General features: G+C 30.1%; 28 protein-coding genes. 27 read left to right on the plus strand and 1 reads right to left on the minus strand.

The window, feature by feature from the left end; translation table 11 throughout:
- The 27 genes from AACQ14_RS21250 to mgsA all read left to right on the plus strand — a co-directional run.
- Positions 1-742, plus strand: a 742-nt coding sequence (locus AACQ14_RS21250) for a carbohydrate ABC transporter permease (RefSeq protein ID WP_339365582.1), incomplete at its 5' end; no start/stop codon positions are given.
- Positions 743-765: 23 nt separating this feature from the next.
- Entirely contained in the window at positions 766-1,605 is an 840-nt protein-coding gene (locus AACQ14_RS21255) for a carbohydrate ABC transporter permease (protein WP_339365583.1), read from the plus strand.
- 273 nt (positions 1,606-1,878) lie between these two features.
- Positions 1,879-3,411, plus strand: a complete 1,533-nt coding sequence (locus AACQ14_RS21260) for a sensor histidine kinase (RefSeq protein WP_339365584.1) — start codon at positions 1,879-1,881, stop codon at positions 3,409-3,411.
- A gap of 2 nt (positions 3,412-3,413) precedes the next feature.
- Positions 3,414-4,103 (plus strand): response regulator transcription factor, encoded by a 690-nt coding sequence (locus AACQ14_RS21265; protein WP_339365585.1) that lies wholly within the window; start codon positions 3,414-3,416, stop codon positions 4,101-4,103.
- A gap of 152 nt (positions 4,104-4,255) precedes the next feature.
- Complete coding sequence (locus AACQ14_RS21270) at positions 4,256-4,624, plus strand: hypothetical protein (RefSeq protein ID WP_339365586.1); 369 nt, start codon at positions 4,256-4,258, stop codon at positions 4,622-4,624.
- Entirely contained in the window at positions 4,608-5,024 is a 417-nt protein-coding gene (locus AACQ14_RS21275; protein WP_339365587.1) for an ATP-binding protein, read from the plus strand. Before AACQ14_RS21270 ends, AACQ14_RS21275 begins: the two co-directional genes overlap by 17 nt.
- Before the next feature lie 40 nt (positions 5,025-5,064).
- A complete protein-coding gene (locus AACQ14_RS21280; protein WP_339365588.1) occupies positions 5,065-6,411 on the plus strand; it encodes a [Fe-Fe] hydrogenase large subunit C-terminal domain-containing protein in 1,347 nt (448 codons plus the stop codon).
- Positions 6,408-6,749: a DRTGG domain-containing protein gene (locus tag AACQ14_RS21285; RefSeq protein ID WP_339365589.1), complete on the plus strand. Its 342-nt coding sequence runs from the start codon at positions 6,408-6,410 to the stop codon at positions 6,747-6,749. The genes AACQ14_RS21280 and AACQ14_RS21285 overlap by 4 nt, the downstream gene beginning before the upstream one ends.
- A gap of 27 nt (positions 6,750-6,776) precedes the next feature.
- Positions 6,777-7,337 carry an ATP-binding protein gene (locus AACQ14_RS21290; RefSeq protein ID WP_339365590.1) on the plus strand — a complete coding sequence of 187 codons (561 nt, stop codon included), beginning with the start codon at positions 6,777-6,779 and terminating at the stop codon, positions 7,335-7,337.
- A 349-nt stretch (positions 7,338-7,686) separates the two neighbouring features.
- On the plus strand, positions 7,687-9,003 hold the full coding sequence (gene rsxC, locus AACQ14_RS21295; protein WP_339365591.1) for an electron transport complex subunit RsxC: 1,317 nt from the start codon (positions 7,687-7,689) through the stop codon (positions 9,001-9,003).
- 54 nt (positions 9,004-9,057) lie between these two features.
- Positions 9,058-9,999: an RnfABCDGE type electron transport complex subunit D gene (locus AACQ14_RS21300; RefSeq protein WP_339365592.1), complete on the plus strand. Its 942-nt coding sequence runs from the start codon at positions 9,058-9,060 to the stop codon at positions 9,997-9,999.
- Positions 9,989-10,561, plus strand: coding sequence for an RnfABCDGE type electron transport complex subunit G (locus AACQ14_RS21305; RefSeq protein ID WP_339365593.1), 573 nt, complete (start codon positions 9,989-9,991; stop codon positions 10,559-10,561). Before AACQ14_RS21300 ends, AACQ14_RS21305 begins: the two co-directional genes overlap by 11 nt.
- Position 10,562: 1 nt before the next feature.
- The gene (rsxE, locus tag AACQ14_RS21310; RefSeq protein ID WP_113675101.1) at positions 10,563-11,180 is read left to right on the plus strand and encodes an electron transport complex subunit RsxE; all 618 of its coding nucleotides are present in this window, start codon (positions 10,563-10,565) and stop codon (positions 11,178-11,180) included.
- A 14-nt stretch (positions 11,181-11,194) separates the two neighbouring features.
- Positions 11,195-11,770 (plus strand): electron transport complex subunit RsxA, encoded by a 576-nt coding sequence (gene rsxA, locus AACQ14_RS21315; RefSeq protein WP_113675100.1) that lies wholly within the window; start codon positions 11,195-11,197, stop codon positions 11,768-11,770.
- 130 nt (positions 11,771-11,900) lie between these two features.
- Positions 11,901-12,707: an RnfABCDGE type electron transport complex subunit B gene (locus AACQ14_RS21320; RefSeq protein ID WP_339365594.1), complete on the plus strand. Its 807-nt coding sequence runs from the start codon at positions 11,901-11,903 to the stop codon at positions 12,705-12,707.
- Positions 12,708-12,975: 268 nt separating this feature from the next.
- On the plus strand, positions 12,976-13,239 hold the full coding sequence (locus AACQ14_RS21325; RefSeq protein ID WP_339365595.1) for a DUF4321 domain-containing protein: 264 nt from the start codon (positions 12,976-12,978) through the stop codon (positions 13,237-13,239).
- A gap of 17 nt (positions 13,240-13,256) precedes the next feature.
- Positions 13,257-13,847, plus strand: a complete 591-nt coding sequence (locus tag AACQ14_RS21330; RefSeq protein ID WP_423248003.1) for a Maf family protein — start codon at positions 13,257-13,259, stop codon at positions 13,845-13,847.
- 299 nt (positions 13,848-14,146) lie between these two features.
- A complete protein-coding gene (gene radC / locus AACQ14_RS21335) occupies positions 14,147-14,848 on the plus strand; it encodes a RadC family protein (protein WP_339365597.1) in 702 nt (233 codons plus the stop codon).
- A 178-nt stretch (positions 14,849-15,026) separates the two neighbouring features.
- Positions 15,027-16,070 (plus strand): rod shape-determining protein, encoded by a 1,044-nt coding sequence (gene mreB / locus AACQ14_RS21340; protein WP_339365598.1) that lies wholly within the window; start codon positions 15,027-15,029, stop codon positions 16,068-16,070.
- A gap of 51 nt (positions 16,071-16,121) precedes the next feature.
- Positions 16,122-16,955, plus strand: a complete 834-nt coding sequence (gene mreC / locus AACQ14_RS21345) for a rod shape-determining protein MreC (RefSeq protein WP_339365599.1) — start codon at positions 16,122-16,124, stop codon at positions 16,953-16,955.
- A 30-nt stretch (positions 16,956-16,985) separates the two neighbouring features.
- On the plus strand, positions 16,986-17,501 hold the full coding sequence (gene mreD / locus AACQ14_RS21350; RefSeq protein ID WP_339365600.1) for a rod shape-determining protein MreD: 516 nt from the start codon (positions 16,986-16,988) through the stop codon (positions 17,499-17,501).
- The gene (locus AACQ14_RS21355) at positions 17,498-20,314 is read left to right on the plus strand and encodes a penicillin-binding transpeptidase domain-containing protein (protein WP_339365601.1); all 2,817 of its coding nucleotides are present in this window, start codon (positions 17,498-17,500) and stop codon (positions 20,312-20,314) included. The genes mreD and AACQ14_RS21355 overlap by 4 nt, the downstream gene beginning before the upstream one ends.
- A 64-nt stretch (positions 20,315-20,378) precedes the next feature.
- A complete protein-coding gene (locus tag AACQ14_RS21360; protein WP_339365602.1) occupies positions 20,379-21,134 on the plus strand; it encodes a septum site-determining protein MinC in 756 nt (251 codons plus the stop codon).
- Positions 21,127-21,924, plus strand: a complete 798-nt coding sequence (gene minD / locus AACQ14_RS21365) for a septum site-determining protein MinD (RefSeq protein ID WP_339365603.1) — start codon at positions 21,127-21,129, stop codon at positions 21,922-21,924. The genes AACQ14_RS21360 and minD overlap by 8 nt, the downstream gene beginning before the upstream one ends.
- Positions 21,925-21,936: 12 nt before the next feature.
- Positions 21,937-22,200 carry a cell division topological specificity factor MinE gene (gene minE / locus AACQ14_RS21370; protein ID WP_339365604.1) on the plus strand — a complete coding sequence of 88 codons (264 nt, stop codon included), beginning with the start codon at positions 21,937-21,939 and terminating at the stop codon, positions 22,198-22,200.
- 86 nt (positions 22,201-22,286) lie between these two features.
- Positions 22,287-23,399 carry a rod shape-determining protein RodA gene (gene rodA, locus AACQ14_RS21375; RefSeq protein ID WP_339365605.1) on the plus strand — a complete coding sequence of 371 codons (1,113 nt, stop codon included), beginning with the start codon at positions 22,287-22,289 and terminating at the stop codon, positions 23,397-23,399.
- A 15-nt stretch (positions 23,400-23,414) separates the two neighbouring features.
- Complete coding sequence (mgsA, locus tag AACQ14_RS21380; protein WP_339365606.1) at positions 23,415-23,813, plus strand: methylglyoxal synthase; 399 nt, start codon at positions 23,415-23,417, stop codon at positions 23,811-23,813.
- A gap of 100 nt (positions 23,814-23,913) precedes the next feature.
- Here the strand turns inward: mgsA and AACQ14_RS21385 are convergent, their stop codons facing one another.
- Positions 23,914-24,333, minus strand: coding sequence for a twitching motility protein PilT (locus AACQ14_RS21385; RefSeq protein ID WP_339365607.1), 420 nt, complete (start codon positions 24,331-24,333; stop codon positions 23,914-23,916).
- Positions 24,334-24,342: the final 9 nt, after the last annotated feature.

The following is a 24,342-nucleotide window of genomic DNA, read 5'->3' on the forward strand; positions in this document are numbered from 1 at the left end:
AAATTTCATAGAATTATTCAAAGATCAACATTTTTGGTCAGTTGTCATGAAAAATACGACAATCATTATATTTGGAGGAGGTATTTTAATATTTGGGATTTCTTTTCTATTATGTGGAGTTTTAACCACTAACATTAAAGGAAAGAAATTTTATCGTGCATTACTATTTTTCCCATCTATTATAAATCCAGTAGCTATTGCAATTCTTTGGTCTTTTATATATAACAAACAATATGGAATACTTAATGGCATACTTAGAGTTATAGGTTTGGGGCAGTTTGAGAAAGCATGGTTAGCTCCTGGTAGTTTAATATGGGCTATTCTTGCAACCTTAGTTTGGATGTATACAGGTTTTTATTGTGTTATCCTATTAGCAGCACTGGATAGAATTCCAACAGGATTAATTGAAGCTGCACAGTTAGAAGGAGCAAGTGAATTTAAAATATTCTTTTCAATTAAGATACCTATGATATGGGATGTATTGATTACAGCAATAATTCTATGGTGTATCAATGCAGTCAAGGAATTTACCTTATTATATGCTTGGGGTGGTGGAGTAGATGTTCCTCCGCCGGGTGCTCAAAATTTAGCTACATACATGTATATAACAGCATTTGGAAGAAGGGTAACTATATATAGAATGGGCTATAGTACAGCAATGGGAGTTATTATGTTCTTATTAATTGTATTATTTGTAGTCATCATCTCGTTAATGTCTAAAAAAGATACTATTGAATATTAAATAAAATTAAGGTGGTGAAAAAGATGAAGAAGATACTATCAAAAATACCTAGTTTAGTTATAAAAATATTTCTAAATATATGGTGTGGATTTTCATTATTTGCATTTATATGGATAGTTATTAGCTCATTGAAAACAAATAGACAACTATTTGAGAATATGTGGGGATTGTTTCAAAACCCTCAATGGGATAATTACATTACAATATGGAAAAACTATAAACTTGGCATATACTTTGCAAATAGCTTAATAGTTGTTATTGTTGCTGTTATAGGATTGCTTATCATATGTGCTCCAGTTGCTTATGTTCTGTCTAGAATAAAATTTAAGATGAAAAATTTCTTTACAAAACTTTTTACTTTTGGAATGGGTGTACCATACCAGCTTTTATTGGTTCCTTTGTTTTTTATACTCTTTAAACTTAATTTGATTAATACGTTAACAGGATTATGTTTGGTATATATTGCTTTATCAATACCATTTACAGTTTTTCTAATGATGGGATTCTTTAAGACACTACCAAGCACTCTTGAGGAAGCATCCTATATAGATGGTTGTTCTCCTATAAAGACATTTTTTAAGATTATGCTCCCTCTTGGTAGACCTGCCTTGGTTACATCAGGAATATTTAATTTAATATGGTTATGGAATGAATTCTTGTTAGCTTTAACACTTTTATCAGCAGAAGGTAAGTATACATTATCAATGGGTTTGTATTCATTACAAGGCTCAATGCAGTATACAGGTGATTGGGTGAGTTTATTTGCTGGATTTACAACAGTCGTTGTACCTACATTTTTAGTATATATAATTCTTTCAAGAACTATAATGGAAGGTCTTACAATGGGAGCGGTTAAAGAGTAAAGAGTAGGATACGGTACTAGATTTAGAAAATGGTGTTTAGCAAATAATTAAGAAGTAAATAGAATATAAATATCTTCAATATATATCTATATATTGAGAGAAAAAACAAAAAAGAAAAGTATCTATCAAATTCAAGCTATATATAGATTGGTTACTTTTCTTTTTTTATAATTAAATTTTTGAATTATATCTAAAATCAACTAATTGATTTGTTTCTTCCATAGTGGTAAAATTAATTGTAATTATACTATTTATATTTCAATATGCAAAATTATGACGGCTATCAAAATAAAGACATTTACTATGTGGGGTGCTAGGATGATTTATCTTATCATATTATATATTGTTTTTATTATACTACTTATTGTAAAAAATTACCAGAATAAAAATATTACATGGTTTGTTATTATGTTAGTAGGATTCTGCCTAGCTATATTTGGTCTTGCTTTTTATACTACTTATATAAATTATGCTTGTATGCTTGAAAATAGACTGTTTAAAGATATTGACAAGTATATTTGGTTACTTAATTATTATCTTAAACTTGATATATATAGAATATACAGGATAATGAATATAGGTACAGCAGTGTATATATATGGAGCTATGTGTTACTCTATTACATATTTTAATACCATACATAAACAAAAATATTATGTCTTATTAAGTATAATACCTCTGTTATTAATCATTATTTATGATCCAATAATACTTGGTAAAATATACAAGATTAAGAAATATCCTTTTTATGAGCAATCTATAATCAATATTGATTCAACCATGAAATCAATAAATAATATTTTTAATATAGTTATAAAAAGTTATTTATTTGGTTCTATCATGAATATGATATACCATTATATTAAAACTCCCCATATATTATTAAAGAAATATAAATACATCATAATCGGTATTATACCCATTAATATATTATTTTTTGTGCTTTTTTTTAGATTTCCTAATCATAGAATTGTATTTAGAAGATATGAACAACTACATATTTACAGTTATACCTACAGTAATATGTTATATAAGACAATATCTTTTATTTGTATTATATCTGTAATTATACTTATATATGCTTTGCTAAAGTATAATATATTTGAAACAAATGTAAGGAAAACACAGATTGATTTTGAAAATCAAGTAAAAACTGCCCATTTTGGAATTAAAATTTTTTCACATTCTATCAAAAATCAATTTATAGCTGTGAAATTTCTTTCAGAACAACTAACGAAAGAAACAGATGAGAATAAAAAGAAAGAATTACAAAGACAAATAGTTACAGTTTGTAATGAATCCATTGATCGACTCGGTTCTTTATCTAGAAAAATTGAGAAGATTGATTTGAAATATGAAAAGATTTTCATTAATGAAGAAATCCATAACATTATTATGAAATTTCAAGGAATGTACAAAGAAATCCACTTTATTCAAAACAACATAAAAGAAGTGTATTTGTATATTGATAAGAAACAATTTAAAAAAGTTATTGAAAATAACTTAATTAATGCAATTGAAGCATGTAATAATAATGAAAACACTACAATCATAATTGTTATTGAAGAAAAGAGTAATTATGGCATTATTAAAATAATTGATAATGGGCAAGGTATTCATAAAAAAGATATTAAAAAAATATTTAGACCTTTTTACTCAACAAAGCCAACTGTTTCTAACTGGGGTGTAGGGTTAGCGTTTTGCCAAAAGGTTATAAATGCTTTTGGTGGAGTTATCCATATTAATAGTGTTGAAGGTAAAGGTACTTGTGTAGAAATATATATACCCAACATAAGGAGATTATAAGAATGAGTGAAATAATTAGATGTATGATTGCAGAAGATTATAAGACACTTAATGACATATTTAAAAACCTTATTAATTATGAACATGATATGGAGGTAATCGGTACTGCTTTTTCCGGTAAAGATATTTATGAGATGGTAATTAAAAGAGAGCCAGATATTATATTAATGGATATAGAAATGGAAACAAAAAGTGCTGGTATTGAGTATAGCAAGAAAATTCTTGAAAAATTTCCAAATATTAAAATAATTATTCTTACTTGTTATGAAGATGAAGAAGTAATTATCTCAGCATATGAAGTTGGGGTAGTGGATTATCTTTTGAAAAATAATAGTTCATCAATTATACTTGAATCAATAAGAGCGGCTTATAATAATCAATCACCTATACGTCCTTATGCTGCCAATGCTATTAGAAAAACTATGCTTAGTCTTGGTACATATAAGAACAATTTATTAACAGTTACCAATATCATCGCAACTCTAACATCTTCTGAAATGGATATATTAAAACTATTGCTTTTTGGAAAAAAACAAAGAGAAATAGCTGATGTTAGATCTGTAGAATTATCAACGGTTAAGTATCATGTAAGTAGTATTTTAAGGAAATTTAAGTGTAAGCGTACTCAAGAAGTTATTCAGATTGTTAAAGAAATAGGAATTGAAAATATTTTAGATAAACTAACATTTTAGTTATAAATGCCTTTGTAATGGAAATACGAGTATCTGTATATCTTATGACTTTGTGTAAAAGATTAAGGATTGTCATAAACATAACAATCTGTTATAATATTAACACGTAAACGCAACCATAATTTTAATTTTATGGGGAGGTAAGAATAATAATGCGTATAAGTGAAATTAGAGAAATATTGGATGCAGACATACTGACTGGGGAAGACATGTTAGATTTAAATATAGATTATGGGTATGGATGCGATCTAATGAGCGACGTATTAGCATTTGTCAGAAATGATATCATATTACTTTCAGGACTTGTTCATCCTCAGGTGATTAGGACAGCTGAGATGTTAGATATTAATGCAATAGCTTTTGTGAGAGGTAAACGACCTAGCAGTGAACTAATACGTATGGCAGAAATGAAAAATATTATTTTATTAACAACTAAACATACTTTATTTACAGCATGTGGGTTACTGTATAAAAATGGTTTAGAAGGAGAGGAGATAGCTCACGATGAAGATTCACTATGATGTTGAAGGTGGCGAGTTTATTTCTGCAGGAGTTGCATCAAGTAAATTGAAAAAGACTTTAAAACAACTTGGAATATCTCCTATTATTATTCGAAAAGTATCCATATGTATGTATGAAGCAGAGATAAATATGGTAATTCATGCTAATGGAGGAGTCATTGATGTAGAGATAACTCCAGAAACCATAGATGTTGTTATCAACGACGAAGGTCCAGGAATAGAAAATATTGATTTGGCAATGCAAGAAGGTTACTCTACAGCATCAAGAAAAGCTAGAGAAATGGGTTTTGGTGCAGGAATGGGATTACCTAATATAAAGAAACATAGTGATAACATGGAGATAGAGACAAAATTAGGAAAAGGAACAAAACTTGAACTAACTTTTAACATAAAAGATTAGAAGGTATCAGATTAATAAATAGGTTTTGAGGAGGCTAAGTATGGAGGAAGTACTACATTCTGTAAGGTTAGATATAGATAAATGCATTGGTTGTACAGATTGTATTAAGCGTTGTCCAACAGAAGCCATAAGAGTTAGAAATGGAAAAGCACATATCATGGACGAGCGGTGTATTGATTGCGGTATGTGTATTAGAGTCTGTCGTAACCATGCTAAAAAAGCAATAACAGAACCATTAGATAAAATAAATGACTATAAATTTAAGGTAGCTATACCAGCTCCTACATTGTATACACAATTTAGAGGAATTGTAGACCCTAATATTATTTTGACAGCATTAAAAAAACTTGGTTTTGATGAGGTTTTTGAAGTTGCAAGGGCAGCTGAGATTATAACCGAAGAGAGTAAAAGAATGATAGCAAAAGGTAATTTGCTTAAACCAGTTATATCTTCTGCATGTCCAGCAATAGTAAAACTTATTCAAATTAGATTTCCATCTTTAATACCTAATATTTTACCAATCATATCACCAAAAGAGGCAATGGCAAGATATGCTAAAAAATACTTGGTAGGTAAAGGAATCAGAAAAGAGGATATAGGAGTATTCTTTATATCGCCCTGTGCTGCAAAAGTTACTAATAGTAAACAGCCGCAAGTTATTGATGAATCCTATGTAGATGGTGTTATTTCACTAAAGGAAATATATCTCAAATTAGTTCCGGTAATAAAGACTATTAAAGAACCAGAGATACTTCAAATGAGTAGTAATACAGGTATTGGCTGGGCTCATACTGGTGGTGAAGGATATGCATCTGGTATTGAGAATCATATAGCTGTAGATGGTATTGAAAATGTTATTAAAATACTGGAGAAAGTAGAAAATGGTAAGCTTGATGATGTTAATTTCATTGAATGCCTAGCATGCGTTGGAGGATGTCTTGGCGGTCCACTAACCGTAGAGAATTGCTTCGTTTCCAGTAATAGAATGGATAAAATCAAGAAATATAACAGTGGCGAAGGCAAAAAACGGGATATACCATTGTTTGATGGAAAAATAGATTTATATTGGTCTAAATCATTAGAAACTAAACAAGTCATGAAGCTTGATGATGATGTAGAAAAAGCCATAGAAAAGTTAGAACACTTAGAAAAAATATATGATATTTTGCCAAAGATTGACTGTGGTTCCTGTGGGGCACCAACTTGCAGAGCATTAGCCGAAGATATAGTCTGTGATAAAGCTAATATAGAGGATTGTGTGTTCATGTTAAGACAAAAGGTAAGAGAAATGGCTGAACAAATGGTTACATTAGCACAAAAAATGCCACCATCCATTAGTAATGAAACTATAAATAATAAGATATTAGAAAAGAGGTCATCACAATGACAGTTGAAGAATTAAAAAGTAAGCTTAACCTTGAATTGGTTGCTGGTAAAGAAGGGTTACAAGGTGAAATAAAAGGCGGTTTTGTAGGTGATTTATTGAGCGTGGTAATGGGTAAAGCAAAAGAGGGTAATGTGTGGATTACAATCCAAAGCCATGTTAATATAGTAGCAGTAGCAGTACTTACTGGTTCTGCGTGTATAATTGTATCAGAAGGATTTAAGGTTGAAGAAGATGCTATCATTAAGGCAGATGAGGAAAATATACCTATATTAACTACAAAAAAATCATCTTTTGAAATGGTTAGCGATCTTGTAGCATTAGGAATTAAAAATATTTAAAGGTTTTATGAAAGGAATCTGTTAAATATGAAAGAATTATCTATGCATATACTTGATATTGCACAGAATAGTATAAGAGCTGATGCAAACATAATTACTATTTTAGTGAAAGAATTAATCAAAGATAATATTTTTGAATTTAGTATTAAAGATAATGGGGCAGGAATAGATGAAGAAATATTAAAAGACATTCGCAATCCTTTTACTACATCAAGAACCATGAGACGTGTAGGACTAGGAATACCATTGTTAGATAATACTTGTAACATTTGTAATGGTAGATTGGAGATAGATTCCTCTATCAAACAAGGTACTTATATAAAAGCCAGTATGGAATATAATCATATTGATAGACCACCTATAGGTGATATGATAGCAACAATAGCAACACTTATTTCATCTAATGGTGATATTGATATACAATATAAGCATTACTATAATGAGAAATCATTTGATATATCTACAAAAGAACTAAAAGAAGTTTTGGGTGATGAAGTACCATTAACTAATTTAGATGTTATCAAATGGTTGAAGGAATTTTTAAAAGAAAATATTAATGAGCTTAAGAGCGACGGAGACAAAAGCTGAAAGGTATAACATTATATCTTTGAGCTTTTTTATCTTATAGATTTCATCTAATGTTAATGAATTAACAAACTTACTAATAATTATAACTTTTTTTAGTAAATTAAAGGGTAAAAGAAAGGAGGCATATTGTATACAATAAACAATAGTGCCATATTAATAGTATTACACAAGATTGCTACTTTGTACTTTTTTTATCAATTCTTGTATTACTGGGGTAATTGTATTATTATTAATATGGAAATAGATACTATTACAACATTGAATACTAATAATTATATTTATTAGTAATATATCTAAAGTGAAAAAAATAATTTATTCATTAAAAACAAACAAAGACAGGGGGATACTAATGGGAGCATTGACTTTTAAAAGAGGCATTCATCCTAGTCATTCTAAAGATTTCACAGAAAAAAAACCTATTAAGATTTATATGCCAAAAGGTGATTTGGTTTTCCCAATGTTACAACATATAGGAGCACCTTGCAAACCTTTAGTAAAAAAAGGTGATAAAGTTTTAATGGGGCAGAAAATAGGAGAACCTCAAGGATTCGTTTCTTCACCAATCCATGCAACAGTTTCAGGTACAGTTAAAGCTATTAAAGATGTACTTCATCCTAATGGTTCAAAAGTACAAGGGATTGTTATTGAAAATGATGGTGAATATACGGAAATAGAAATGAAAGAAAGAAAGGACTATAAGAACCTTTCAAGGGAAGAAATAATTAATATTATAAAAGAGGCTGGTATAGTAGGTATGGGTGGAGCAACATTTCCAACATTCATAAAATTATCTCCTCCTCCAGAGAAAAAGATTGATCATATAATTGTTAATGGTGCAGAGTGTGAGCCTTATTTGACATCTGATCATAGGATTATGATTGAAGAAACACAAAGAGTTGTAAAAGGTCTCGAAATAATACTACATCTTTTTCCAAATGCCAAAGGTGTTATTGGAATAGAAGACAATAAGCCAGATGCCATAAAAGCTATGAAAGAAGCTGTGGGAGGTATTAGTAATATCAGCGTTGCAACTTTGAAAACAAAGTATCCACAAGGGGCTGAAAAACAACTCATCTATTCCATAACTAAGAGAGAAGTTCCATCTGGCGGATTACCAGCTGATGTTGGTTGTATTGTTCAAAACATAGATACAGTCGTAGCTATTCATAGAGCAGTTCTTAGAGGAAGACCTTTGATGAGAAGAATTGTTACTGTGAGTGGGGGAGCTATAAAAGAACCACAGAATTTTAAGGTTAGAATTGGTACTAGTTATCGAGAATTAATTGAGGCTGCTGGTGGTTTCACGGAAGAACCTGCTAAAGTTATTTCAGGCGGACCTATGATGGGATTGGCACTGTTTTCACTAGATGTACCTGTAATAAAAGGGTCTTCATCTATACTATGTCTGACTAAAAAAGAAGCTACAGTGAATGAAGAAAGCAATTGTATTAGATGTGGTAAATGTGTAAGTATATGTCCAATGAATCTATTACCTTTAGAGCTTAACAAATTTGCTATAAACAATGAAGATGACTTGTTTGTAAAATATAAAGGTATGAATTGTATAGAATGTGGAGCTTGCTCATATATTTGTCCTTCAAATAGACATTTAACTCATTCTATAAGAACAACAAAAAGGACTATAATGGCTAAGAAAAAGAAATAAAAATATATAGAATCAATAAATTATTTCTAATGTTTTAAGTAGGAGGGTTTAGTTGTGACAGATCAATATATAGTATCGTCTTCACCTCATATTCGTTCAGATAAGACTACTGATAAGATTATGAGAGATGTAATTATTGCCTTAATGCCAGCAACTTTATTTGGAATATATAATTTTGGTGTGAGAGCATTGATTATAGTTTTAATTTGCGTTATATCATGTGTTGCATCAGAGGCACTATTTCAATATATAACTAAGAGAAAGCTTAGTATATCTGATTATAGTGCAGTTGTAACAGGTATATTACTAGCGCTTAATCTACCACATACAGTTCCTTATTGGCTACCGGTTTTAGGAAGTGTCGTGGCTATAATAATCGTTAAACAATTATTCGGTGGACTAGGACAGAACTTTATGAATCCTGCTCTAGGAGCAAGAGCATTTTTACTTATATCTTTTGCAGGATTAATGACTAGATGGGAACTTGATGGAGTAACTACAGCTACACCTTTAGGAATAATAAAAGAAGGTGCAGGAAGTCTTCCAAGCATTGCAGATACATTCTTCGGTTTTATAGGAGGTTGTATTGGAGAGACTTCAGCAATAGCTTTATTATTAGGAGGTATCTATCTATTAGCCAGGAAGATAATCAATTGGAGAATACCAGTATTATATATTGGTACAGTCTTCGTACTTTCTTTGATTATTGGCGGTAGAGGATTTGATATGAATTATGCTGCTTATCAAGTTTTTAGTGGTGGTCTTATGATAGGTGCTATCTATATGGCAACTGACTATTCATCATCACCAATGACAAAAACAGGACAAATCATTATGGGTCTTGGATGTGGTATATTAACTGCGGTTATAAGAATATATGGTAGTTATCCAGAAGGTGTATCATTTGCAATAATAATAATGAACCTTTTTGTACCATTAATTGATAAATTTACAATCCCTAAAGCTTTTGGGGAGGTGGCTAAAAATGAAAAATAATATTGTTAAAGACGCCCTGATTCTTTTTGCTATTACAGTATGTGCTGGTTTACTGCTTGGTCTAACATATACTGTGACTAAAGAACCTATTGCAATGCAACAGATAAAAATTAGAGATGCTGCTCTTAACAGTGTAATAAAAGATGCAGATTTTGAACAGATTGAAGAGGATCTATCTGAGCAGCCAGTTATTACTGAGATTTATGAGGCTAGCAGAAATGATGAAGTTGTAGGTTATGCTTTTAAATTAGTTACTAAAGAAGGTTACGGTGGAGATATAGAATTAATCGTAGGTATTAATGCAGATAGTACCATTTCAGGCATCGACATCATAAAACACAGTGAAACACCTGGTCTTGGTGCTAATGCTGATAATGACAAGTTCAAGGATCAGTTCGTAGAAAAGCCTACAAAACAGTTGACTGTAGTTAAAGATGGAGCGGATACTGATACTGAGATAGATGCACTAAGTGGTGCAACAATATCTTCAAGAGCAGTAACTAATGCTGTTAATGCAGCTAGTGATTATTTTAATAGTAATTTTAGTAAGGGGGCACAGTAAGATGAAACTAGGTAAAGTATTCAAAAATGGATTAATCGACGAAAATCCAACTTTTGTTCAAGTATTAGGAATGTGTCCAACACTCGCGGTAACGACTTCAGCTTTTAATGGAATTGGTATGGGACTTGCTACTACAGTGGTATTGTTGTTTTCTAATCTAGTAATATCTCTACTTAGAAATATCATACCATCAAAAGTTAGGATTCCAGCATTTATTGTTATTATAGCATCATTTGTTACAATGGTAGATTTGTTCTTACAAGGTTTTGTACCTGCATTATATAATGCACTTGGATTATTTATACCACTTATTGTTGTTAACTGTATCGTTCTTGCAAGAGCAGAAGCATTTGCAGCAAAAAATGGTGCTTTACCAGCAATTGTTGATGGTGTTTCAATGGGACTTGGTTTTACATTTGCTTTAACAATCATCGGATTCGTTAGAGAACTATTTGGTGCTGGAACTGTACTTAGTGGTACTGCTCTTGAGACTTATGTAATGCCAGCAGGTTATGAACCAATTACAATTATGATTTTAGCTCCTGGCGCTTTTATAGTACTTGGATTATTATTTGCTATATTCAACAAAATAAAAGACAAAGATTCTAAGAAAGCGTAGAGGAGGGGGATAAAATGGAATTATTATTACTTTTTATTGGTGCAATATTGGTTAATAATGTTGTACTTACAAGATTTTTAGGAATATGTCCTTTTCTAGGGGTATCCAAGAAAGTAGAGACTTCATTTGGAATGGGACTCGCAGTTACATTTGTTATGACTTTAGCGTCTATAATATCATATTTAGTATATAAATTCATTTTGGTGACTTTTCACATTGAATACTTATATACTATAGCATTCATACTTGTAATAGCTTCATTAGTACAACTTGTTGAGATGATTATTCAAAAAAGTAGCCCATCACTCTATCAAGCATTAGGTGTTTATTTACCACTTATTACTACTAACTGTGCAGTACTTGGTGTTGCTGTTATAAATATGCAAGCTGAATATTCATTAATCAAAAGTATCATTAATGGATTTGGAACAGCTGTAGGTTTTACCCTTGCTATTGTTATTTTAGCAGGTATAAGAGAAAGAATTGAATTCAATGATATACCTAAATCATTTAAAGGCTATCCTATAGTACTTATTACAGCTGGATTAATGGCAATTGCATTCTTAGGCTTCTCGGGTCTTATTAAATAATAGTAATAGTATATAAACAGTGATTTAATTAGAGAAGCTTAAGTTTCAATTTAGAACTTAACAACATTTTCAGTAAAATTGGTTTCATGTGTATATATGGTTTTAATTATTAGAAATGGAGGATACGGATATGGAATGGACTAGTATATTATATCCTGCCTTAAGTATAGGGGGACTAGGTATTGTCTTCGGTTTAGGACTGGGAGTTGCAGCGAAAAAATTTGCTGTTGAAGTTGACCCCAAAGTACCTAAAGTAAGAGATATACTTCCAGGTGCTAACTGTGGTGGATGTGGATATGCAGGTTGTGATGCATTTGCAAAAGCTGTAGTTGAAGGTAATGCTAAACCAAATGGATGTCCTGTAGGCGGTTCAGATGTTGCGGCAAAAATATCTACTCTACTTGGTATAGAGAGTACTGATGATGCTAAAAAAGTCGCTTTTGTAAAATGCCAAGGAACATGTAATAAGGCTAGAGAAAAATATGAATATGTGGGAGTTATGGATTGTAAAAATGCTAACTTTCTACAAGGAAATGGTTCTAAGGCATGTGAATATGGTTGTTTAGGACTTGGAAGTTGTGTTAATGCATGTATGTTCGATGCAATTCATATTGTAGATGGTATTGCTCAAGTTGATGAAGAAAAATGTACTTCATGTGGTATGTGTATTGAAGCATGTCCTAAGAGCTTAATAGAACTTGTACCATATGATAATAATATTAGAGTTGAATGTAACTCCAATAACAAGGGAAAAGATGTTAAATTAAGCTGTGACGTTGGTTGTATCGGCTGTCGCTTATGTACTAAGGTTTGTGAGTTTGATGCAATAAGTGTTGAAAATAATTTAGCAAAAATTGATTATGATAAATGTACCGGTTGTATGAAATGTGTAGAAAAATGTCCAACACATGCAATTACAGTAAAAGAGCAGGGTTAAATACCTGCTTTTCTATTGCCAAAAATAATTTGCCACCAATAGACAATATATTAATCTCTTTTCAACATTTATTTCTTATATCAATAAAAAATACAATATTGGAAGTAAATATATATATAGACTGGGTTTTACTACTTTAGGAAATTGTTCTAAAAAAAATGTTTTTTGTGTATACAAAGTTTTCTATATATGATAAAATTATCTCATTAAGGGACTCCTTAATAAAGGATATAGTTAGTGCTGAACAAGATTTGAAGGGGTGAATGTAATGAGTTACAGAAGAAGCAATAAAAATGGATGGGCGCTATTTCTACTCATACTAGCTGGTATCGTTTTAGGAGGATTTTTAGGTTCTCTTGCAAAAAATGTCGAATGGCTTAGATGGCTTAACTATGGACTAGAATTTGGGATGGAAAATCCTGTAAAATTGAATCTAGAAGTTTTGGTTATTGTATTACAGTTGAATTTCAAGATTACTATTACAAGTATTATTGGTATAATAGCTGGTATATTTGTTTATAGAAAATTATAATATAGGAAGTGAAGGCTTTGAAGAATATTATTTTAGCTTCCAAATCCCCCAGAAGAAAAGAATTACTTGAAAGACTTAATTTGGATTTTGATGTAAAAGTAAGTCAGGTGGATGAAGAAAGCTTTGAGCAAGATCTACCGTGGAAATTTGTTGAGAAGCTTGCATATGAAAAGGCTAATAGCGTTTCTAAATTAGCAGATAATGATTCTTTGGTAATAGGTTGTGATACAGTAGTAGTTTATGAAGATAAAATTTTAGGAAAACCTGGAGATATTGGACAAGCCAGGGATTACTTGGAGAAATTATCCGGAAAGAAACATTTAGTTTATACAGGTATCGCTATATTGGATAAGAACTCTAATGAAAAATATATATCTCATGAAATGACAGAAGTATATATGAAAGAGTTGAATGAAGAAGAGATAACTTGTTATATAAGAACAGGTGAACCTCTAGATAAAGCTGGTGCATACGGTATTCAAGGGGTAGGATCAATTTTAATTGAAAAGATAAATGGTGACTATTATAATGTAATGGGATTGCCGTTAAATAAATTATATAAAGGATTAAGTAAACTAGGGGTTAATTATTTTCAGATTGTTAAGTAAGATAAAAAATAAGTAGATAATTATATTTATATACTATATATCTTAATTAAATTTATCTATTAGAGTTGAGAGTTAGTTATTAACCTTAACTCTATTTATATATTGTGTAATAAAATATTTAACACAATATTGCTATTATTAATTAAGGAAAATCTAAATTAAATGATTATATATGATCAAAATTGTTTATTTAATATATATTTTCCTTAGTTAAGAAATAGGTATAAACTAATAGTTTATGTTTATTACAATCTTAACTCAATACCATATTTTTTTATTATATCTAGGGGGTATTAATAATGGAAATCGACAGTAGGATGAGGGTTAAAGATCTGCCTTTATCAGAGAGACCTTACGAAAAGTTAGAGACTTATGGTCCAAGTGCATTATCTGATGCAGAATTACTAGCTATTATTATAAGAAGTGGTTCTAAAAAGGAACGTTCCATTGAATTAGCTCAAAGAATACTGGGAATTAAAAAACAAGGTATAAGGGGAATATACGAATTATCTTTAGAAGATTTACAAAAAGTATCTGGTATTGGAAGAGTAAAATCAATACAAATCAAAGCTATTGCAGAATTATCAAAGCGTATTTCTAAAAATAATGCAGTTATGAAATTTAAGATTTCTTCTCCAGGAACAATTGCATCCGTTTTTATGGAAGAGCTTAGATATCTAAAACAAGAGCATTTGAAAATTGTATTTCTAGATACTAAAAATCAAATTATATCCGATAAATTTCTTACAGTAGGAACAGTTAATGCTTCATTAATTAATCCTAGAGAGGTGTTTATTGAAGCTCTAAAACATAATGCAGTACATGTGATTTTGTTGCATAATCACCCTAGTGGTGATCCGACTCCTAGTAGAGAGGATATTTTGATTACAAAAAGAATAATTAATGCAGGAGACATTATTGGAATAAAATTATTAGACCATATTATAATTGGAGATGGTAATTACATCAGCTTAAAAGAGCAAGGTATATTTCAAAATTAGAACAATCCTATTCTTTAACTGTGTAAACCAAAATTTAAGAAAATAATTTACCATATTTGGAGATAATATAAAAGAGTATACATAGTAAATAGCATTTTGGGCTTTTTAAACTATGCATATAACTAGAATAATAATTAACGTAACTGTAGATGATGCAAGGATTTGAAAGGAGATTTTTATGTTTAGTAGAGAATTAGGATTTGATTTGGGTACATCAATTATGCATATCAGCCAAAGAGATAAGGGCATTGTATTAGATGAACCTGAGATTATTGCTATAGATAAGAGTAAAAATGATATTGTCGCTGTAGGAGAAGAAGCTTATGAAATGTTAGAAAAAACGCCAGCTCATATTATTATGAATAGCCCTGTTCAATATGGGGTAGTTGCTGACTTTGATAACATGGGTAAGCTCCTTAAAATGCAATTGAAGAATCTTAAAATGGGGAAAAAATTCTCTAATAATGTTGCAATAGTCAGTGTACCTAATGATGTATCAGAAGTTGAAAGAAAAGCTTTATACGATTTGTTTGTTCATTCAGGATTTAGATTTAAAAAGGTTTATCTTATAGAGAAACCAGTAGCAGCTGCAGTAGGTGCAGGAATTGAAGTTCTAAAACCTTATGGTAATATGATAGTTGATATTGGTGGAGGCACTACTGAAGTTTCGGTTGTTTCCCTTGGAGGTATTGTTATAAGTAAATTATTAAAAGTAGGTGGTAATAAATTTGATGAGGATATAAAAAACTATATTAAGAGAAAATATAGTATTTATATTGGTAAGAAATCAGCTGAAAAAATAAAAAAAGAAATTGGATATGTTTTTATAGATGATGAAGAAGAGATCATATCTACTGAAGTAGTTGGAAGAGATGTAGTTACTGGATTACCTAAGAAAGTAACTGTTACAAATGAAGATATTGATATTGCCCTGAAAGAAGATATTAATGTTATAATAGATGCTATTAAATACATTTTAGAAAAGACACCACCAGAATTATCTTCTGATATATTGGAAACAGGCGTCTATCTAACTGGGGGAAGTTCCCTTCTAGGAAATTTAGATGTATTGATAAAAAATGAAACTTCTCTGTCAATCAATTTAGTAGAAAATCCAAAAGAATGTGTTGTAAATGGCATAGATACAATTTTAAGAGATATGAAACAATACGAAGAGATATTGATATCATCAAAACGTGAGAATAAGTTGAAATATAATTAAATGATGAATACAATAAGTCTATTTATTGATATAGGGGAGGGATTGTAAAAAATGTTGAAAAAGAAAAAATTTCAAGTAAAATATATTCTGTTATTGATGACACTAATATGTTTGGTTCTTATTATTTTCACATGGGAATCCCGCTCAAAAGTAAGTCCTGTCGAAAATAGTATAGCATGTGTTGTAGTACCTATACAAAAAGGTGTTAATGTATTTGGTGATTGGGTTATTGATAAGGTCAATTTTGTAAAAAATATTAATTCTCTTGAGAGTATGAATAAAGAATTACAAGATGAAGTAGATAAGTTACGCTATGAAAACAAAATACTTCAACAAGATAAGATTGAACTTGATAGACTAAGAGATTTATATGAATTAGATAAAAAATACCCAAGTTATCCCAAAATAGGTGCTTCAGTAATTGGAAAAGATGCAGGTAATTGGTATAATGTCTTTGAACTTGATAAAGGAACTGATGATGGGCTCAAAGTTAATATGGTAGTTATTGCGGGAAATGGTCTAGTTGGGCATATTTTTGAAGTAGGTAAGAATTATGCCAAAGTTAAATCTATTATTGATGATTCCAGTAAGGTTAGTGCCAAAATATTGAGAACATCAGATACCTGTGTAGTTCAAGGTGAGAAACAATTTTCAGGAAGTTGCAAAGTAGATTTCATTGAAGGATCAGCTAGTGTAATTAAAGGTGATGAAATAGTGACATCACATTTATCAGAAATCTACCCACCGGGTATTTTAATAGGTACCATAAAAGATATAAAAGAAAATCCTAATAAGTTAAATAAATCTGCTATCATTGAGCCTGTAGTTGATTTTAAACATTTAGAAGAAGTTTTAGTTATTAATCAAGTATGGAAAGAAAAGTAAAATATGATATATGTGAAGGGAGGTAATGGTATGCGTAGAGCGATTATCATGATAATTGTATTGATAATTAATATTGTGTTTCAGTCAACAATTATGAATGAGATTAGTATCAACAATGTTTCCCCTAATTTACTTGTCATAACTACTGTATCTTTTGCCCTTCTTAGAGGAAAATATGAAGGAGGAATAATTGGTTTTTTATGTGGACTCCTCCAAGATATTTTCTTTGGTAAAGTATTAGGATTCTATGCTCTTATTTACATGTACATTGGATTTTTTAGTGGATATTTATATAGAAGTTTTTATAAAGAAAGCATTTTAATACCAACATTAGTTATTTCTGGTTGTGATTTTATATATGGTCTTTATGTATACATATTTTCATTTTTGTTTAGAAGTAAGCTTAATTTCGTATATTATTTAGGGAATATTATTATGCCAGAATTAGTCTATACAACACTTGTAGCAGTAATTGTTTATAAACTTTTTCATTTTATAAATAATAAGTTAGAGTCACGAGAGAAAAAGGAGGTTAATAGCAATTGATTCATGAATTACTGTTGAATGTATGGAAAATAGTGAAACATAGATTATTTATTCTATTAGTAGTCATTTTACTAATATTTTGGGTACTGATTAATAGAATATTTGAGTTACAGATTGTTAAAGGGCAAGAGTTGGCTAATGAATTTAGCATAGGGATAAAACGTAATATTGTATTAGAGGGCACTAGAGGTAATATATATGATAGAAATGGAATACCTCTTGCTGTAAATGAGTTAGCTTATTCTGTTACATTAGATGATAGTATTCGTGTTGATGATAGAGGTATAATGATACGTGATTTGATTAATGTAATAGAAGAGAATGGAGATAGTATTATTGTTTCATTCCCAATAGAAATTAATGAAGAGGATGAATTTGAATTTGTAGGTTCTAATTCATCTATAGTAAGATTCAAAAAAGAGATATTTGGGGAAAAAAGATTATCTAAAGTACAAGAAAGTTTAACCGCTGAGGATATGATAAAATATATTAGATCAGAGGATTTTTTTGATATGCCTGTTGAGAAGTATTCAAATGAAGAAGTTATTAAAATATGTGCAATAAGATATGCATTATATCTAACTAGAGGTTCTAAGTACAAACCTCTAAAAGTAGCTGTGAATATCTCAGAAAAAACATTGGCAATGATAAATGAAAATCAAGACAAATTTCCAGGAGCAAAGATCATTGTTGAACCTCGTAGACAATATATTGATTCCACATATTTTTCTCATATTATAGGATATACTAAAACAATTAGTCCAGGACAATTAGAAAAACTGAAGGTTCATGGTTATAATGCTAGAGATATTGTTGGCCAAGCAGGTATAGAAAAAGAAATGGAAATATACTTAAAAGGAACTGAGGGTAAACAAACTATTGATGTTGATATTTCTGGACGCACAAGAAATATTATTAGAACAGAAGAACCTGTACCAGGTAAAGATATATTTTTAACTATTGATAAAGAGCTTCAAATTAAAACATATGATGCTCTAGAAAAGCAAATAGCAAATGTTGTAGTAGAAAAGATGTATACTAAGCAACCGTCTACAAAAGGGATTTTTATTCTATTAAAAGATGTATTTGCTTCATTATTTAATAATGATATCATATCATTAGAGCTATTAGAAAGTTCCAGTGAGGAACAATATCAGAATAATATATATAGTGCTTTTATAAAACATTATAATAATATATTAGACGATATTAATTACGATTTAGCAAACGACGTTAATCAATATTTATCAGAAGAAGATAGGTATTTAGACTATATAATTGACAATTTAGTCTCTGATGGTATATTATTAACACGAAAGAAAGTTAAAAACAATGAAACTGACGATGGGAAAAAAGATGATGAAACAGAAGTTGAGACAGAAGTCTACCAAAAATATAAGAATAATGAAATAAGTATAAATGAATTATTAACTACAAGTATTAAAGAAAAAAGTGTAATTATTGATAAAAAAGAAGGAGAAAACCCTTCTGATATAGAAATATATAATTATGTAATAGATTATGTAATTAAAAAAATATTAGAAACTAACGATTTCAAACGTTTGGTTTATACTACTATGGCGGAAAATGAAAAATTCTTTTATAGAGACTTATGTTTGATGCTCATTGAACAAGGAATTGTTACTTCTAATGAGAAAGAAATGTCTGACTTGAAAAGAGGGAAAATCTCAGCTCTTAATTTTATGAAGAGTAAGATTACTAGTTTAGACATTAAACCTAGTCAGTTGGCTTTAGACCCTAGTACAGGTTCAGCAGTTGTTGTAGACGTTAAAACTGGTGAAGTATTATCCCTTGTTAGTTATCCTAGTTATGATAATAATAAGTTTGTAAATAATTTTGATAGTAGTTATTATTATAAATTAATTAATGACCCAACTAAACCACTTGTGCATAGAGCTACAAAAGAACGTAGAGCTCCTGGTTCTACATTTAAGATGGTTTCAGCCATGGCTGGTCTTGAAGAGGGGGTTATAAATAAGAATACCGTCATTAGAGATTTAGGTGTTTTCAATAAAATAACACCTTCAGCAAATTGTTGGATTTATAACTCATATGGCACAACTCATGGTAATGAAACAGTTTCAGATGCACTTAGGGATTCATGTAACTATTTCTTTTATGAAGTGGGTTTAAGATTAGGTAAAGATGAAGAAGGTAATTATATTCCAATTGAAGGAATTAATAAACTAATGAAATATGTAGAGAAATTTGGATTAGATAGTAAGTCTGGAATAGAGTTATCGGAATATTCGCCTAAGAATCCTACCAAAGATCCAGTACGTGCAGCTATTGGGCAGGATGAAAACAGTTATACTCCTGTTCAGTTAGCTAGATATATTAGTACATTGGCTAATGGAGGAACTAATTATGAGTTGAATATTGTAGATAAAATATCTAATAATAATGGTGAAGTATATGAAGATAGAACTCCTAACATAGCTACTCAGAGTAATTTTAATCCAGAAAATATTAAAACGGTTCATTCAGGTATGTTAAAGGTGACAACTAAACAAAATGGGGTAAGAGGTACAGCTTATAGTATTTTCCAAGACCTACCTATAAAAGTTGCAGGAAAAACTGGTACTTCACAAGAAAGTAAGAGTAGACCTGACCATGCCACTTTTACAGCTTTTGCACCATATGATAATCCAGAAATTGCAGTAGTTGTAGTTATACCTTTTGGATATACTGCGCAAAATTCTGGTAAGGTTGTTAAGGAGATAATCAGTAGCTATTATGATTTATATGGAACAAGTGAAACGACTACGATGAGTAACAAATTGGAATATTAATGTAACATATTAGGGTAAGTCAAAAGATTTTGAATAACTTTTATTGGTTAGGAGGATGCTCATAATGAGCGATTGTATACTGATTAAAGGTAATAAATATGGGCTTACTATTATATTAGATGAGAATGTGACATTTAAGATTTTGAAGCAAACATTAGAAAAAAAGATAATTGATGCTAAGAAATTCTTTAAAAATGCCAAAGTAGCCATTACTTTTACTGGAAGAGACCTTTCTGATAAGGAACAAAAGGAATTAGTTGATATTATTACTACTTTCTCTGACATGGAAGTTACATGTATTGTGGATGAATCTGATTCATCTAATAAAAAAGTAGCAGCCAAAAAGAATGAAGTAGATAAAAATGATATATTAGGGATGGGTAACCCAATGGGTAACACGATGGGTGATCCTATGGCAGCATTTCATAAAGGCACATTACGTTCAGGGCAGCAATTGAATGTGGAACATAGTGTCATAATTATGGGAGATGTGAATCCAGGTGCAAAAGTGACTGCAAGAGGTAACGTAATTGTTTTGGGTACTTTAAAGGGTACAGTTTATGTAAAGGAACTGGATGGTAAACATCCTTTTGTGGTTGCATTGTCAATGAAGCCTATGCAATTAAAAATAGGTGATATAATGGGAAGATCTCCAGATAATAAAGAAATAACCATGGATACTTCATCTGCTGAAATAGCATATGTCACAGATGGTAGGATATGTATTGAGGCATTAAATAATAATATTTATAAGGAACTTGAATACTACAATAATGAAGTGGCAAAAAATAATAAAAAGGGGAGATTTTCTAATGAGTGAAGTAATTGTTGTAACATCTGGTAAAGGTGGAGTTGGAAAAACAACGACTACAGCTAATCTGGGTGCTGGTCTTGCTATGGAGAATAAAAAAGTATGTTTGATTGATGCAGATATAGGACTAAGAAATTTAGATGTTGTAATGGGATTAGAAAATAGGATAGTGTATAATTTAATAGATGTAATAGAGGGTAACTGTAGACTTAGACAAGCATTAATAAAGGATAAACGATATTCCAATTTATACTTACTCCCAGCTGCTCAGACAAGAGATAAAAATGCTGTTACTCCAGAACAAATGCTTAAGTTATGTGAGACTTTGAAAGAAGAATTTGATTATATTATTCTAGATTGTCCAGCTGGTATTGAGCAAGGATTCAAAAATGCTATTGCTGGTGCTGATAGAGCAGTAGTTGTGACAACTCCTGAGATATCTGCTATTCGTGATGCTGATAGAATAATTGGATTACTAGAAGCTAATGAACTTAGAAGCCCACAGTTAATAATTAATAGAATAAGAACTGACATGGTTAAAAAAGGTGACATGATGTCAGTTGATGATGTTGTTGAAATACTAGCAATTGATTTATTAGGAGCTATTCCAGATGATCAAAATATAGTTATATCAACTAATAATGGTGAGCCTATTGTTGGTAATAGAAATATGATTTCTGGAAAAGCATATGCTAATATAACAAAAAGAGTTTTAGGCGAAGATATTCCATTACTTAATTTTAATAATGAAGGTGGATTATTTAGTAAGCTTAAAAATATGATTAAATTTGGTAACTAAGGAGGGGTACAAGTGCCATTATTAAGTAAAAGAACATCCAAAAGAGTAGCTAAAGACAGATTAAAGCTTGTCCTTATACATGATAGAGCTAATTGTTCTCCAGAATTACTAGAAATGGTGAAAACTGATATTATAAATGTTATAAGCAAATACATGGAAATTGATGAAGATGGCTTGGACATAAAAATGGGTAACACTAAATCAGAAATTAGTGATGCTATAGTACCAGCATTATATGCTAATATACCAATAAAAAAAATGAAGAAGAAAGCTTAATTGCTTATAAAATCAAGGAAAGTATAATGAACTTAATGAAATGAGTATATAGACGTTAAGTTCAATATATAGAAAGAAGTGCAAAGATGTTTCGAAATTATAATTTTAAAAAATATGATATTTTCCTAATATTAATAGTCATTGCTCTTGTTTCTTTTGGCATAATAGCAATTGGTAGTGCTACTCAGATAAATAGTAATGGATCTACATACGTTAGAAATAAACAACTATTTGGTTTTATTGTTACTTTTGTATTAATGATTATTATTTCTTTAATTGATTATCATTTTATAGGAAAATTTTACTGGCTTATTTATGCATTTAATATTATACTATTAATAGCAGTTCTTTTTCTTGGAGTAAAAGTAAAAGGTGCTGTAAGATGGATTGTTATTGCAGGGATACAATTACAGCCTTCTGAGCTATCAAAAATTATGATGGTTATATTCCTAGCCAAGTATATTGATAAAAATAAAGAAAAAATTAATAATTTATTATTTTTGATAAAACTTGGAATACTAGTTATAATACCTACATTATTGATTTATAAACAACCTGATTTGTCAACATCTTTAGTTTTATTAGTTATATTGGTTGTTTTGCTATTTGTAGCAGGTATTAGTTATAAATATGTATTAATTGCTTTAGCCATAGCTGTTCCATTGTTTTTCGGTACCTTGTGGTATATTCAACAGCCTGACACTGTTTTTAGTGACCATCAAGTTGAGCGTGTATTAAGTTTTTTGTATCCAGAGAAATATGATACAATGCAAACTGATAACTCTATTCAAGCAATTGGATCTGGACAACTTAATGGAAAAGGATGGTATAAAGGAACTATTAATAAATATAACTATTTACCTGAGCCACAAACAGATTTTATTTTTTCAGTAATAGGTGAAGAGGCTGGATTTATTGGTTGTAGTGTAGTTTTATTATTACTTCTATTATTAATTATAAAATGTTTATGGATTGCTAAAGATTCTATTGATTTATTTGGTATGCTTATTATAAGTGGATTTGTAGCTATAATATCATTTCAAACATTTGTAAATGTTGGAGTAACTACAGGATTGATACCTAATACAGGTATACCACTACCGTTCATTAGTTACGGTTTAAGCTCATTAATGTCAAATATGATAGGAATTGGTGTAATACTTAATATAAGTTTGCATAGAAAGACAACTTACTACTAAAAAGGGGGTAAGCTTATGAATGTTGGTTTAATTGCACATGATAATAAAAAGAAATTAATACAAAATTTTTGTATTGCTTATCGTAATATTTTAAATAGGCATGAATTATACGCTACAGGAACAACAGGTAGATTAATAGAAGAAGTAACTAATTTATCCATCCATAAATATTTAGCAGGACATTTAGGTGGGCAACAGCAGTTAGGTGCCCAAATCGCACACAATCAAATTGATATGGTAATATTTTTAAGAGATCCATTATCACAAAAGCAGCATGAACCTGACCCTGCGTCAGTTATTAGATTATGTGATATTCATAATATACCAATTGCGACTAATTTAGCTACAGCTGAGTTATTGATTAAGGCATTAGAACGTGGAGATTTAGAATGGCGAAGTGTAATAAGATCATAAAATAGAAGGAGTATCATACTCCTTCTATTAATGTAGAATTATTTACATTTTAATAATAACAACTAATAAAGCCACCTGAAAAGGTGGCTAATATTCTACTTTAAGCAACTAAATATTCTTTTAAAGCAACTGGCAGTCCAGTTGTATCACAGTTAACACTAATAATAAATCGTACTTTGTAATTATCAGAAACGGTTTTTAATTTACTAATCAATTCTTTTGTATTACTATTTTCTATAGGTAAATGAGCCATTCTTAATAGACCATCTACATATATTTGTTCAATATCACTATCTTCAGAAAGTATACCACACATAAACCCAAAAAATTCTTTATAATCATTAATAGGAAACTCGGAAACGTTAATATATCGTATGTTATGGTGTAAATCGTAAATATGACTACTGTCGCCATCTAGATAAACTATGTGACCTTTAGCGGTTTTTATTGCATCATTTGCCATCTTAATTAAATCTTTAGTCTTACCTTCCCCAGTATCACCTGCAATTAATCTTATCATAGCAATCTC

It is taken from the genome of Vallitalea maricola, from assembly GCF_036985595.1.
Lineage (GTDB): Bacteria > Bacillota > Clostridia > Lachnospirales > Vallitaleaceae > Vallitalea > Vallitalea maricola.

Bases quoted from the DNA above. Each gene is read 5' to 3' on its own strand.
- AACQ14_RS21255 (WP_339365583.1), top strand. From the start codon at position 766: ATGAAGAAGATACTATCAAAAATACCTAGTTTAGTTATAAAAATATTT.
- AACQ14_RS21260 (WP_339365584.1), top strand. From the start codon at position 1,879: ATGACGGCTATCAAAATAAAGACATTTACTATGTGGGGTGCTAGGATG.
- AACQ14_RS21265 (WP_339365585.1), top strand. From the start codon at position 3,414: ATGAGTGAAATAATTAGATGTATGATTGCAGAAGATTATAAGACACTT.
- AACQ14_RS21270 (WP_339365586.1), top strand. From the start codon at position 4,256: ATGCGTATAAGTGAAATTAGAGAAATATTGGATGCAGACATACTGACT.
- AACQ14_RS21275 (WP_339365587.1), top strand. From the start codon at position 4,608: ATGAAGATTCACTATGATGTTGAAGGTGGCGAGTTTATTTCTGCAGGA.
- AACQ14_RS21280 (WP_339365588.1), top strand. From the start codon at position 5,065: ATGGAGGAAGTACTACATTCTGTAAGGTTAGATATAGATAAATGCATT.
- AACQ14_RS21285 (WP_339365589.1), top strand. From the start codon at position 6,408: ATGACAGTTGAAGAATTAAAAAGTAAGCTTAACCTTGAATTGGTTGCT.
- AACQ14_RS21290 (WP_339365590.1), top strand. From the start codon at position 6,777: ATGAAAGAATTATCTATGCATATACTTGATATTGCACAGAATAGTATA.
- rsxC (WP_339365591.1), top strand. From the start codon at position 7,687: ATGGGAGCATTGACTTTTAAAAGAGGCATTCATCCTAGTCATTCTAAA.
- AACQ14_RS21305 (WP_339365593.1), top strand. From the start codon at position 9,989: ATGAAAAATAATATTGTTAAAGACGCCCTGATTCTTTTTGCTATTACA.
- rsxE (WP_113675101.1), top strand. From the start codon at position 10,563: ATGAAACTAGGTAAAGTATTCAAAAATGGATTAATCGACGAAAATCCA.
- rsxA (WP_113675100.1), top strand. From the start codon at position 11,195: ATGGAATTATTATTACTTTTTATTGGTGCAATATTGGTTAATAATGTT.
- AACQ14_RS21320 (WP_339365594.1), top strand. From the start codon at position 11,901: ATGGAATGGACTAGTATATTATATCCTGCCTTAAGTATAGGGGGACTA.
- AACQ14_RS21325 (WP_339365595.1), top strand. From the start codon at position 12,976: ATGAGTTACAGAAGAAGCAATAAAAATGGATGGGCGCTATTTCTACTC.
- radC (WP_339365597.1), top strand. From the start codon at position 14,147: ATGGAAATCGACAGTAGGATGAGGGTTAAAGATCTGCCTTTATCAGAG.
- mreB (WP_339365598.1), top strand. From the start codon at position 15,027: ATGTTTAGTAGAGAATTAGGATTTGATTTGGGTACATCAATTATGCAT.
- mreC (WP_339365599.1), top strand. From the start codon at position 16,122: ATGTTGAAAAAGAAAAAATTTCAAGTAAAATATATTCTGTTATTGATG.
- mreD (WP_339365600.1), top strand. From the start codon at position 16,986: ATGCGTAGAGCGATTATCATGATAATTGTATTGATAATTAATATTGTG.
- AACQ14_RS21360 (WP_339365602.1), top strand. From the start codon at position 20,379: ATGAGCGATTGTATACTGATTAAAGGTAATAAATATGGGCTTACTATT.
- minD (WP_339365603.1), top strand. From the start codon at position 21,127: ATGAGTGAAGTAATTGTTGTAACATCTGGTAAAGGTGGAGTTGGAAAA.
- rodA (WP_339365605.1), top strand. From the start codon at position 22,287: ATGTTTCGAAATTATAATTTTAAAAAATATGATATTTTCCTAATATTA.
- mgsA (WP_339365606.1), top strand. From the start codon at position 23,415: ATGAATGTTGGTTTAATTGCACATGATAATAAAAAGAAATTAATACAA.
- AACQ14_RS21385 (WP_339365607.1), bottom strand. From the start codon at position 24,333: ATGATAAGATTAATTGCAGGTGATACTGGGGAAGGTAAGACTAAAGAT.